10 protein-coding genes are annotated in these 12,077 nt (G+C 48.2%); 3 read left to right on the forward strand and 7 right to left on the reverse strand.

Features of this window, described 5'->3' with window-relative positions:
* Nucleotides 1-139: 139 nt before the first annotated feature.
* The 3 genes from BMY63_RS08620 to BMY63_RS08630 all read right to left on the reverse strand — a co-directional run bounded on the left by BMY63_RS08620 (nt 140) and on the right by BMY63_RS08630 (nt 3,206).
* Nucleotides 140-910, reverse strand: a complete 771-nt coding sequence (locus tag BMY63_RS08620) for a peptidylprolyl isomerase (RefSeq protein WP_091915987.1) — start codon at nt 908-910, stop codon at nt 140-142.
* Between the two features lie 16 nt (nt 911-926).
* Nucleotides 927-2,324 (reverse strand): MATE family efflux transporter, encoded by a 1,398-nt coding sequence (locus BMY63_RS08625; protein WP_091915989.1) that lies wholly within the window; start codon nt 2,322-2,324, stop codon nt 927-929.
* Between the two features lie 192 nt (nt 2,325-2,516).
* Nucleotides 2,517-3,206, reverse strand: a complete 690-nt coding sequence (locus BMY63_RS08630; protein ID WP_091916246.1) for a 4Fe-4S binding protein — start codon at nt 3,204-3,206, stop codon at nt 2,517-2,519.
* Nucleotides 3,207-3,349: 143 nt separating this feature from the next.
* Between BMY63_RS08630 and BMY63_RS08635 the strand changes: the two genes are divergently transcribed.
* Nucleotides 3,350-4,276 (forward strand): LysR family transcriptional regulator, encoded by a 927-nt coding sequence (locus tag BMY63_RS08635; RefSeq protein ID WP_091915991.1) that lies wholly within the window; start codon nt 3,350-3,352, stop codon nt 4,274-4,276.
* Between the two features lie 93 nt (nt 4,277-4,369).
* Here the strand turns inward: BMY63_RS08635 and dnaK are convergent, their stop codons facing one another.
* Entirely contained in the window at nt 4,370-6,277 is a 1,908-nt protein-coding gene (dnaK, locus tag BMY63_RS08640) for a molecular chaperone DnaK (protein WP_091915993.1), read from the reverse strand.
* Between the two features lie 209 nt (nt 6,278-6,486).
* Between dnaK and BMY63_RS08645 the strand changes: the two genes are divergently transcribed.
* Nucleotides 6,487-7,872, forward strand: a complete 1,386-nt coding sequence (locus BMY63_RS08645; RefSeq protein ID WP_091915995.1) for a hypothetical protein — start codon at nt 6,487-6,489, stop codon at nt 7,870-7,872.
* A gap of 99 nt (nt 7,873-7,971) precedes the next feature.
* On the opposite strand, the gene recA is transcribed toward BMY63_RS08645, so the two are convergent.
* The 3 genes from recA to BMY63_RS08660 form a co-directional block, all read right to left on the reverse strand.
* Nucleotides 7,972-8,988: a recombinase RecA gene (recA, locus tag BMY63_RS08650; RefSeq protein ID WP_091900961.1), complete on the reverse strand. Its 1,017-nt coding sequence runs from the start codon at nt 8,986-8,988 to the stop codon at nt 7,972-7,974.
* A gap of 26 nt (nt 8,989-9,014) precedes the next feature.
* Nucleotides 9,015-10,253 (reverse strand): saccharopine dehydrogenase family protein, encoded by a 1,239-nt coding sequence (locus BMY63_RS08655; RefSeq protein ID WP_091900960.1) that lies wholly within the window; start codon nt 10,251-10,253, stop codon nt 9,015-9,017.
* 231 nt (nt 10,254-10,484) lie between these two features.
* Nucleotides 10,485-11,090, reverse strand: a complete 606-nt coding sequence (locus BMY63_RS08660) for a DUF6621 family protein (protein WP_091900959.1) — start codon at nt 11,088-11,090, stop codon at nt 10,485-10,487.
* Nucleotides 11,091-11,265: 175 nt separating this feature from the next.
* On the opposite strand from BMY63_RS08660, the gene rhaD reads away from it, so the two are divergent.
* Nucleotides 11,266-12,075, forward strand: coding sequence for a rhamnulose-1-phosphate aldolase (gene rhaD / locus BMY63_RS08665; RefSeq protein ID WP_091900958.1), 810 nt, complete (start codon nt 11,266-11,268; stop codon nt 12,073-12,075).
* Nucleotides 12,076-12,077 lie beyond the last annotated feature (2 nt).

A 12,077-nucleotide genomic window follows, 5' to 3' on the forward strand; every position in this document is an offset into this window, starting at 1 on the left:
TGTTAGAAAAGGTTTGTAAGTAAGGATAACAAACGTAGTGGTGACACTCCGTTTTTTTTAGAAAAGGTTTTTAGTTATTCATAGATTGTTGGTGCCGCCCCTGAGTCGTTGATGACCCTTGAGCGGCTTTTTTTTGTATTTATTTCTTCCGCGTATTTCTTCTGACGATGACCTTGGTGGTCGTTTTCTTCTTCTGAGGTGCTGCCTGTGGCAGATCCTTTGTCACTGTGGCTTTCAGGATACGGATATCCTCCAACGGACGATCGTTCTTGTCTGTCTCTGTCGTCAGAATCTTTTCCACCACGTCCATACCTTCCGTCACTTCGCCGAACACTGTGTATTGCCCATCGAGATGGGGCGTGCCGCCATAGGTCTTGTAGACTTCCCTCATCTCTGGGGTTAGTATCACCTCTCCCTGTGTTATGGAATCCAGTTTCTGTTGGATATAGTCCAGACGTTTGTCGTCACAGATCTTTCCCCAAACGATGTAGAACTGACAGGCAGCGCTACGCCTCTCAGGGTTTTCCTTGTCACCCTCACGAGCCATGGCCACAACCCCTCGACGGTGGAATATCTGTGGCAGACGGAACTCAGCCTCTGTGGTGTAGTCGTAGTCGCCTGTGCCGAGAAGTTCTCCTGGTTTGGCATGTTTGCTGTTGATATCGCCGCTCTGCATCATGAAGTCCTTGATCACTCGATGAACGAGCAGAGAGTCATAGGTGCCCATCTTGGTAACCTTTAGGAAATTGTCGCGTGTCTGTGGTGTCTCATCGTAGAGAGCGATGCGGATGTTACCTGCGGTTGTCTCGAGAAGTACTTCTGTGTTCTTGGTCTGTGCGAGGGCTGTCGATGGTGACAGAAGTGTCATGATCGACAGGACTCTTAATAATCTTTGTACTTTAGTTGTCATATTCTAATGTTTTTGGCTATTTGTTTTCGGTTTTTTGTAGATTCAGTTTGTCGGCCCATCCACCTTTGAAGAGACGGGTTAGGAAAATACTGCCGCGGAAGGTCAGTTCGATGGCCATTGCAGTCCACACGCCCTTTAGTCCATACTTGGGAGCGAACGAGGCTGCGAGAGTCAGGCGTACGAACCACATCGAGCAAAGGCTCATCACAGCAGGAATCAGTGTGTCGCCAGCACCAATGAACACACCGTTGATCACGATGGCAGCAGCGAACATCGGCTCTGCCCAGGCCTCGATGCGGAGTATCTGGGAGCCAAGGGTGATGACCTCTTCGACAGGCGACATCAGTGCCATCAACTCTGGAGCGAAGAGCCACATCAGCATGCCCATGACAGTCATCACTGTGATACCCAGTCCTACAGACATCCTAGCGAATGAGCGTGTCAGAGCCTTTTGTCCGGCTCCGATGCCTTGTCCTACCAGCGTTGTGGCGGCCTCGGCAGTGCCGTAGCCAGGCATATAACAGAGACTCTCGACGGTGATGGCCAGTGAGTGGGCTGCGATGGCCACTGTTCCCAGAGGAGCCACGATGAGAGTGCTCACGATCTGGGCTGAGCCCATCAGCAGGTGCTGGAGTCCCATCGGAGCTCCTATCTTAAAGGCTGTCCGTACAGTGTTGGACCTTGGTTTGAAGGAGCCTGGTCGTCCTATGAGCGAGAGCATCTTCGATCGGTAGAGTAGGAAGTACAGCATCAAGGCAGCAGTGACCAGTTCTGCCAGTCCTGTTCCCATGGCTGCACCCTTCACTCCCATGTCGAGCACATAGATGAAGACGAAGTTGAACACCACGTCCATCAGGCACATGCCGATGTTCAGGATGCTGGGGATCTTCATGTTGCCAGAGCACTTCAGCATTGAGCCGGCTAGTCCTTCCATCTGGAAGAAAATTCCTGCCAGTCCGATGATGGCGAAGTAAAGCGAAGCATCGTGCGCGATCTCTTCTGATCCTCCGATCCAATAGGGAAGGAAGGGGGCGATGCCGATGGCCGTGATAGAGATAATAAGGCTCCATACGAGACAGCAGACGAGCGACTGGCGGAGCACTCTCCTCGCAGCCTCGAAGTCGTTGGCGCCTATGAAGTGAGCCACCTGAACAGAGAAACCCATGTTAGCCGCCGAAGCCAGTCCTCCCAACAGCCACCCCGTCGACTCCACCAGACCGATGGCTGCTGATGCCTTCGCACCCAGATGACCCACCATCGAGGCATCGATGAAGAACATCACCGTGGCTGATATCTGTGCAAGGATTGAGGGAATACTCAGGCTCACGATGAGCCAGAGCTTCTCGCGCCGAGTCATCGTGCGTCCCTCACGGATATAGGAAAGGAGCAGCTCGCTGTTCTTAACCATCTTCATAGCGGCTACAAAGATACGGATTATTTGTCGAGTTGCTCCAAATACGTGACGCTTTTTTGAAAAATGTTTTATTTTCGTAAAGGCTTGGGCTATATTGTTGCTCTCAGGGGAAGCAGTGGAGGTACACATCTCAGATGTGCGAAAAGAGTCCGCATAAGCATATCGCTTATGCGGACTCCTGATGATTGCTGTTTATTTGCGTAATTCCATAATCTTCGAAGGACAGGCCATTGTGCACTTGCCGCACTTGATGCAATCGGGATGCAGATAGCCTACGGCCTCGCCACGAGAGTCGTAGGGGGTGAGCTGCATCGGACAGACGCGAGCGCAGCTTTTGCACTTCATATGACAGGCACTGCTGACATGGATGTTGGTGAATGCTTTTGGCAGTGGTAGCTTCTTGGGCGCTACCCATCTGGAGATGGTGCCCATCGGACAGAAACTGCACCATGTACGAGGTGCGTAGATGAACGACAAAATGATGCCAACGATGGTGGTCGTGAGGATGATGGTCCAAAACACGCGTCCTACGTCACTCCAGCTCTTGGCGAAGCTCAACTGGATACCAAACATCGTGAAAATAAAAAGTACCATAAACAGCCGGAAACCAGAGGAGCGTACAAACTGGGGGATGGGCTTGTGGGGCGAGTACCTTGAGAGCAGACGGTCGTACATGCTGCCACGAGGGCATACGTGACCGCACCAGAAACGTCCTCGCCAGATGGATGTCAGTACGGGGCCGATTATACAGATGAGGGCAACCAGTCCGATCACTGGGTAGAACCAACCCACGACGAGGTATGCGAAGAGAATCCAGTAGAGCGGCCGTCCTGGAGTCTCGAAATGACGATGAAATAGTTTCTTGTTCTTCTTCTGTTCCATAATGTTTTCTGATTTGGTTTTCATTTGAACCCACTTATGTGAATGATTTCTAATGCGATTGCAAAAATACGAAGAAAATGATAGATACATGAACTAATTTTTCTATCTTTGCATCGATATTGTCTATTGTAAAACAAGGAAACATGACATTACAACAGCTGAAATACATCGTGGCGATCAACCGCTATCGCAATTTTGCCAAAGCTGCAGATGCTTGTGGTATCTCACAGCCTACGCTGAGTGCTATGCTGGTGAAGCTGGAAGAAGAACTTGATGTCCGTATCTTCGAGCGCAGCAACAAAAGTGTGCAACCAACATCTAGTGGCGAGAAAATCATACGGCAAGCCGAGCGCACCATTGCGGAGGCCGAGCGTATAACATGGTTGGTCAACGAGGACAAAGGTAGCATAGCGGGAGAACTGTTGTTGGCTATAGGACCAACCATCGCCCCTTATATCCTGCCGAAGTTTATTAGGCATTATGTGGAGGACTATCCGTCAGTCAAGCTTCGTGTCATGGAACTGAAGACAGATGCGATGCTAAACGAATTGTTGTTAGGGCATCTGGATGCAGGTATCGCTATCAGTGGGAATATGCGACAGGGTGTGTTGGAGATACCACTTTATACGGAGCGATTCATGGTGTATCTGTCAGAGCACTGTTGGCGCAAACTACCTGTCTTCAGACCAGAGAACCTAGAGCATGAGAAGATGTGGGTGATGAAAGAAGCGCAGTGTCTTCGTGAGAGCGCTTTCAGCTTCTGCAAGGCCAGAACCAAAGGGCGGCATGTCTATGAGGCTGGGAGTATAGATACACTTATTCGCATCGTTGATGAGAATGGTGGTTTTACGATTATCCCAGAGATGCATCTGCCTTTTCTGTCTGACAAGCAACGCGGAAACGTGCGTCGAATAGAAGGCGACCATTTGTCGCAACGTCGAGTGTCGCTTTATATTCGAGAGGATTACATTCGTCAGTCGATGCTCAATACCATTACGAAGACTCTTCTCCGATTCATGCCAGATAAGATGATGGAAGAACAGATTGTAAAGTATGGGATAAAGTTGTAGTTCTGTGTTATGAAGCAAAAAAAAGCGTGTAGTCAAAAGACTGCACGCTTTCTGTTATATCGTTGGAATGTGAATTCCAACTTAACTATTGGTTTACTTAACCTCCTCGAAGTCAGCGTCTTGAATGGTCTCGTCGGTGCCACCAGTCTGCTGGTTGTTGGCCTGCTGTTGACCTGCGTCGGCTCCAGGCTGAGGACCTGCCTGCTGGTACATCTGCTGTGAGGCGGTCTGCCAAGCTTGGTTGAGGGCTGCGATGGCGGTCTCGATAGCTGCCACGTCGCCTGCCTTGTGGGCATCTTTCAACTGCTGGAGAGCCTGCTCGATGGCGGGCTTGTGATCAGCAGGAATCTTGTCGCCCAACTCGTTCAGCTGATTCTCTGTCTGGAAAATCATAGAGTCAGCTTGATTCAACTTGTCGACACGCTCGCGCTCTTTCTTGTCGTTTTCTGCGTTCTGCTCGGCCTCAGCCTTCATGCGATTGATCTCGTCCTGTGACAGACCTGACGAAGCCTCGATGCGGATAGCCTGCTCCTTGCCTGTAGCCTTATCCTTGGCAGATACTTTCAGAATACCGTTGGCATCGATGTCGAAGGTCACCTCGATCTGAGGAATACCACGACGGGCAGGAGCGATGCCTGTCAGATTGAACTGGCCGATGCTCTTGTTCTGAGCAGCCATCGGACGCTCACCCTGCAGTACGTGGATGGTCACCTCTGTCTGGTTGTCAGCTGCGGTAGAGAATACCTCGCTCTTCTTGCAAGGAATGGTTGTGTTGGCCTCGATCAACTTGGTCATTACGCCACCCATGGTCTCGATACCCAGTGTCAGCGGAGTCACGTCAAGCAGTACGATGTCGCCTACGCCACCTTCCTTGTTCAGGATAGCACCCTGGATTGAGGCACCAACGGCTACCACCTCATCAGGGTTCACACCCTTTGATGGCTCCTTGCCGAAATAGTTCTTCACCAGCGTCTGCACAGCGGGGATACGGCTTGAACCACCTACGAGAATCACCTCGTCGATATCGGCTGTACTCAATTTCGCATCAGCCATTGCCTTCTGACACGGAGCCAGACAGGCCTGGATGAGGTCGTGAGCCAACTGCTCGAACTTCGCACGTGTGAGAGTCTTCACCAGGTGCTTAGGTACACCGGCCACAGGCATGATATAAGGCAGGTTAATCTCGGTAGAGGTGCTTGAAGACAACTCGATCTTAGCCTTCTCGGCAGCCTCCTTCAGGCGCTGCATGGCCATGGGGTCATCTTTCAGATTGGCACCCTCGTCGTTCTTGAACTCCTGAACCAACCAGTCGATAATCACTTGGTCGAAGTCGTCACCACCAAGATGTGTGTCACCATTGGTAGAGAGCACCTCGAAAACGCCACCACCGAACTCGAGGATGGAGATATCGAATGTACCACCACCGAGGTCGAATACGGCAATCTTCATATCCTTGTTAGCCTTATCTACACCATAAGCCAGAGCGGCTGCTGTGGGCTCATTGACGATACGCTTTACGTTAAGACCGGCAATTTGACCAGCCTCTTTGGTGGCCTGACGCTGAGAGTCGGAGAAGTAGGCAGGTACGGTAATCACTGCATCTGTCACCTCCTGACCAAGATAGTCCTCGGCGGTCTTCTTCATCTTCTGCAGTACCATAGCGGAAATCTCCTGTGGCGTGTACTTACGGCCGTTGATGTCGACACGGGGATAGCCACCCTCGTTGACAACGGTATAAGGCACACGAGAAATCTCTTTCTCTGTCTGCTGCCAGTTCTCACCCATGAAACGCTTGATACTGTAAACGGTGTTCTTTGGATTGGTGATGGCCTGACGCTTGGCAGGGTCACCGATCTTACGCTCGCCGTTCTCAACAAAACCTACAACAGAAGGAGTCGTACGCTTACCTTCGCTGTTGGCAATCACAACAGGCTCGTTACCCTCGAAAACGGCAACGCAACTGTTTGTTGTTCCTAAGTCAATTCCAATAATCTTTCCCATATTCTAATATTATTTAATGTTACATGTTTGTTAATCTCAGGCTGATAGCCAATAAGATGTCACAGATTTGATTGCAAAGCATGTGCCAAAATGACTTTTTTCAGGAAAAATGTTTTTTGTCACGTCATTTTGGCACATAAAATTTGGATATTCGCATGATTTGACTTATCTTTGCAACCATAATTCTACATTTAAAACTATAGATAAAAATGAAGAAGACTTTTTTGACAACCTGTATGGCTTTCCTGTTTTTGGCAGCTACGGCTCAGGAAAACCCTTACATCGTGAAGACCCGTGGTGCTAAGAAAAAGGCTCAGACTCAGATGGAGGGCGGACAGTTTGGTATGCAAGAGGAGGATGAGGCCGCTCGCGACTTTATTAGTCAGAATTTTAGGTTCTATAGCCTCTGTGATTGGGAGGAGGGCATGAAGTTTATGGTTCTGCCAGAGAAATATGATTTAGTGGTGAAGACTTTCACAGATGTCGCTACAGGTAAGGATGTGAGCAGTATGCCTTTGAAGCATAAGATCATGATTTACAAAGGTCACAGTGAGAGTCTAGATGGTCATTCGCGGATCAACTTCTTCTGTCCAGATAATAACAAAGAGTATTATTACGAGATACCGAACGGTTCCTTTGAGGACTATTGCTATGGCAAGCTCGGTGTGCCGACGCTGGCTTATCTGGGTGATGTGGATATAGCCCGAGAGAAACTGATGGGTAAGACGCTTTACACCAAGACACAGCATTTCTTCGTTGATACGGAAGTCGATGGCGACGGATTCCAAGAGGTGACAGTCGATAAGGATATGGAGGTGAAAGTGACAGCTGTTGGAGTCGGGACGCGTAGCTTCCCCGTGAAAATTATCGTTGAGGACAAGAACGGTAATGAGTTCTTTCAGAATGTGGCTATCTCGAAAACCAATAGTGGTATGCGTGATGATGAGTTCATCATGGATAACACAAAACATCTGTTTGGAAACTCCTTCGAGTTGGTGGATGACATTATGGCAGTCAACAGCTATAATTACAAAGCTTTTGTTGGCCGTGTCATTCATACGAAGTTCCCAACGAAGATGCTTAACGAGACTACAAAGAAAACTCAGAATATCCCGCGCCTGACAGGTTATCAGATTGAGTCAATTACACCTCATAAGGCTGATACCAAGTTTACTGTGAAGTTGAAGAGCACCATCCTAGGTACTTATTTCTATAAGGATGTGACTCTTGACAGGAAGGGATTGGCTGGTAGCTCAGATGATTTCGTGGAAGAGCCTGATGATTACTTCTCATATCTCTTTGCTCCAGGTCCTGGTAAGAATGTACAGACCACGGAGACGAGCCGTAGCATGATTCGTGTCGGGCATGTGGGTATCGGCTTCTCTGAGGATGAGACGATGCTGGCTGCAGGTGAGCCTGATAAGGTAGAGCATTTTGATAATGGTCAGTATCGTTGGATATATAATCGCTCAAATAACAAACAGTTGCATGTTGACTTCGATGGATCTGGTGCTGTGTTCAAGACTACGACCAAGGATCTCCCTGTAGCCAAGAAGGTAACTGGTAATAAGCGTAAAGTCGTTAGACGCAAATAGTCAGGCTTTGTGCGAGAGAAAAGCTCTTAATCTATACGATAATAATCAGAGCCGTCCTATAAGGGCGGCTCTGATTATTATTTGCTTATTAACGGACTTTTACTTTTTGTCGGAGATGGCTTGCATAATCTGTGCCTCCAACTCTTCGCAAAGTTCAGGATTGTCTTTCAGCAATTCTTTTGTGGCATCACGACCCTGTGCCAGTTTGGAATCCTGATAGAAGAACCACGAACCGCTCTTCTTGATGAGACCATATTCGACGCCGAGATCAACGATCTCACCAATCTTTGAGATGCCTTCTCCGAAGAGAATCTCAAATTCACAGCGACGGAAGGGAGGTGCCACCTTGTTCTTAACGACCTTTACCTTGGTGAGGCTTCCTATCACTTCATCACCATCTTTGATGACAGATGACTTGCGGATATCCAGACGGACGGAAGCATAGAACTTCAGTGCATTACCACCTGTAGTCGTCTCCGGGTTACCAAACATGATACCAATCTTCTCGCGCAACTGGTTGATGAAGATACATGTGGTATTCGTCTTTGAAATGGTTGATGTCAGCTTCCTAAGCGCCTGACTCATCAGTCGCGCTTGTAGACCGACGGCAGAGTCACCCATGTCACCCTCAATCTCTTTCTTTGGTGTCAGGGCGGCAACGGAGTCGATGACGATAATATCAATGGCCGATGATCGGATTAGTTGATCGGCAATCTCCAAAGCCTGCTCACCATTGTCTGGCTGTGAGACATACAGGTTTTTGATGTCTACGCCCAATTTCTCTGCATAGAAACGGTCGAAGGCATGCTCTGCATCAATGAAGGCAGCGATACCACCGGCTTTCTGCGCCTCAGCGATAGCATGAATAGCAAGCGTGGTCTTACCAGATGACTCAGGGCCAAAGATCTCAATGATTCTTCCCTTGGGATAACCACCTACACCAAGTGCAGCATTCAGACCAATACTTCCTGTTGGGATTACCTCTACGTTTTCAATCTGTTCGTCACCCATTCTCATGATGGAGCCTTTGCCGAAGTCTTTTTCAATCTTCGACATGGCTGCCTGTAAGGCTTTTAACTTGCCCTCCTGAGGGCTCATCGTTTCTTCTTTTGCCATAGTTTTTTAAATTTAAGCGTTATAAATTATAGTTCCAGGTCTCCGTCGAACACTTCGTGCCAAGGGAGTCCTTGCTTGTTGAGTTGCTCCATGAAAGGATCGGGATCGAAATCCTCTACGTTCCAAACACCAGGCTTCTTCCATATGCCTTTGATAAACATCATGGCACCAATCATGGCAGGTACGCCAGTGGTATAGCTTACACCCTGCATACCAGTTTCCTTATATGCCTCCTGATGCTTACAGTTGTTGTATACGTAGTAGGTGTGTTCTTTCCCGTCTTTGATACCACGGATGCGGCAACCGATAGAGGTCTCTCCCTCGTAATTCTCACCTAGGTCTTGCGGATTTGGCAGAACGGCCTTTAGGAACTGCAGGGGTACTATTTTTACCTTGGCAGTTTTTCCTGAGCCATCAGCGAGTGGCGCCTCATATTCAATCTCATCAATACGACTCATACCGATGTTCTGAATCACGTCAAGATGCTTCAAGTATTGTTCGCCGAAGGTCATCCAGAAACGTCCTTGCTTAATGGTCGGATAGTTTTTGACAAGCGATTCCAGCTCCTCATGGTGCAACAGATAACTCTCACGCGGACCGATATTGGGGTAAGTCAGGGGCTTGTGAATCTCAAGTGGCTCGGTCTCAATCCACTGCCCGTCCTTATAATAGAGTCCTTTCTGGGTGATTTCCCGGATGTTGATTTCCGGATTGAAGTTCGTTGCGAAGGCATGATGATGATCACCTGCGTTACAATCGACGATGTCGAGATAATGGATCTCGTCGAAATGATGCTTGGCGGCATAGGCCGTATATACACCACTGACACCTGGGTCGAAACCACAGCCAAGAATCGCTGTCAGACCAGCCTGCTCGAAGCGGTCTTTGTAAGCCCATTGCCAGGAGTATTCGAAGTGTGCCTCATCCTTCGGCTCGTAGTTGGCCGTATCAAGGTAGTTGCAACCACATGCGAGACAGGCATCCATAATGGTGAGATCCTGATAGGGTAGGGCCAGGTTGATAACAAGTTCTGGCTTGTAGTCACAGAAGAGAGCCTTCAGTTGTTCCACATCATCGGCATCAACCTGTGCTGTCTTGATGTCCATATCGTAGCCTGCCTTATGGATATCCGCCACAATCTTATCACACTTAGCCTTACGACGGCTAGCTATCATGAAGTCTGTAAAAACGTCAGCATTCTGCGCAATCTTGAATGCCGCCACCGTAGCAACGCCTCCGGCGCCAATCATTAATACTCTTCCCATTGTTAATTCCTCATCTTTAATAGTTTGTTGTACAGGATTATTTCGCCGAGCAAGTCAGAAGTCACGGAAGGTGTCCGTTTGCTCCCCAGTCTTTTTGGAAGCTAAATCCTCTCGAAAATCTCTGTCAAGTCTGTATTCTTTTCCCATTTATGTCTACTCTGTATTAATCCAACGATTCTTTCACTCAGTTCTCTTGCATCCCGTTCTTGGTTAGTTCAAAACATCTAACCACTAACTGACTTCGTTCAGCTCCGCAGAGGAAATCCCTAATGCAGCCATCAGCGAATACCCAAGTATTTCCTGACGATAATTCCCTCCAGGCATTGGCTGCATGGCGAAGACTGTAATTCGTTTTTCGTCGTCATCCAGTCGGTTGAGTGCTTCACGTACCTGCTGAAAGGTGTTATCTTCGGCATTGGGTATGACCATGATCCTACGCACCTCTTTCTGAGCGGCTGTCAGTTGCAAGATTTCCGTGAAAAAATCTTCCCCTCCGGCGATATCCTCTATGGGATAGGCGCTAATGGAGAACTCACCGAGGTGATCCTTGAATGCTTTTCCATTCAACTCTTCAGCATAGTTGCCTGGTGTAAAGTTCTCCATATTTCCTCTTCCTTTCCGATGAATCAATACAACCAATGTTTCATGCTCTCCTTCGCGGATTCCTCCATCAAGAGCGACACAGTCTATCCATCTGGCAAAGTCGGCTTTGGGTATCCGACGTCCTATCATCCGCTCGAAGTTCACAATAAGGTCAAATGCAACTTTATCAACGTAATCAGCGTCAACCAATATCACATTCTCACTCCACTTGGTCTCTTGTAGGTTGTTGTTCATATGTGGCTACAAAGATAGTGCAATTTGAGCGGAACTCCAAATTTTTTCCAGTTTTTCCTCGGAGATTGATTTAAATCAAATGAAAAATCATAAATTGGGGCTCAAATATCAAATATTGTGGTCGGTTGCCTATAATTCGGACTACCTTTGCATCACCTTTTATATTTATAGAGGCATGAAGAGTATATTGGAAAGACGTCCGTCTTTGAAGGCGGAGATAGATAAAGTCGCAGAGGTGGCAGGATATCTGTGGCAGAATGGTTGGGCTGAACGTAACGGTGGTAATATCACAGTTAACGTCACAGCGTATGCCGATGATGAGATAGCCCGGCTGCCGGCAATCAGCGATGTGAAGCCGATTGGTGTTACGCTCCCTGCCTTGAAGGGATGTTATTTCTATTGTAAAGGAACGGGTAAGCGTATGCGTGATTTGGCTCGTTGGCCAATGGCTAATGGTAGTATCATCCGTATTCTCGACGATTGCGCCTCCTATGTGATTGTTGCCGATCAGATGGTCATGCCTACGAGCGAGTTACCTAGTCATTTGACTGTCCATGCCCGTCTGATAGAAACAGGAAGCAGTTATAAGGCAACAGTTCATACACATCCTATCGAGTTGGTTGCGATGAGCCACAATAGGACTTTTCTCGCTAAGGATGTGCTGACCAAAATCTTGTGGTCCATGATTCCTGAGACGAAGGCATTCTGTCCATTAGGTCTAGGTATTGTTCCCTACACCTTACCAGGTTCTAAAGAATTGGCGGATGCAACATTGAAGGAGTTGGAGGACTATGATGTCGTAATGTGGGAAAAACATGGCGTTTTCGCTAAGGGACTTGATGTCATGGATGCTTTTGATCAGATAGATGTGCTCTCGAAGAGTGCCAAGATCTATATCAATGCCCGTGCCATGGGTTTTGAGCCTGAGGGTATGAGTGATGAACAGATGGCAGAGATGACACGGGCATTTAACTTGCCGAGGTAAGG

Source organism: Prevotella aff. ruminicola Tc2-24 (assembly GCF_900110895.1).
Classification (GTDB): domain Bacteria; phylum Bacteroidota; class Bacteroidia; order Bacteroidales; family Bacteroidaceae; genus Prevotella.

Excerpts from the sequence above, each read along its gene's own strand:
- BMY63_RS08625 (WP_091915989.1), bottom strand. The coding sequence starts at position 2,324 with ATGAAGATGGTTAAGAACAGCGAGCTGCTCCTTTCCTATATCCGTGAG.
- BMY63_RS08645 (WP_091915995.1), top strand. The coding sequence starts at position 6,487 with ATGAAGAAGACTTTTTTGACAACCTGTATGGCTTTCCTGTTTTTGGCA.
- BMY63_RS08630 (WP_091916246.1), bottom strand. The coding sequence starts at position 3,206 with ATGGAACAGAAGAAGAACAAGAAACTATTTCATCGTCATTTCGAGACT.
- rhaD (WP_091900958.1), top strand. The coding sequence starts at position 11,266 with ATGAAGAGTATATTGGAAAGACGTCCGTCTTTGAAGGCGGAGATAGAT.
- recA (WP_091900961.1), bottom strand. The coding sequence starts at position 8,988 with ATGGCAAAAGAAGAAACGATGAGCCCTCAGGAGGGCAAGTTAAAAGCC.
- BMY63_RS08620 (WP_091915987.1), bottom strand. The coding sequence starts at position 910 with ATGACAACTAAAGTACAAAGATTATTAAGAGTCCTGTCGATCATGACA.
- dnaK (WP_091915993.1), bottom strand. The coding sequence starts at position 6,277 with ATGGGAAAGATTATTGGAATTGACTTAGGAACAACAAACAGTTGCGTT.
- BMY63_RS08660 (WP_091900959.1), bottom strand. The coding sequence starts at position 11,090 with ATGAACAACAACCTACAAGAGACCAAGTGGAGTGAGAATGTGATATTG.
- BMY63_RS08635 (WP_091915991.1), top strand. The coding sequence starts at position 3,350 with ATGACATTACAACAGCTGAAATACATCGTGGCGATCAACCGCTATCGC.
- BMY63_RS08655 (WP_091900960.1), bottom strand. The coding sequence starts at position 10,253 with ATGGGAAGAGTATTAATGATTGGCGCCGGAGGCGTTGCTACGGTGGCG.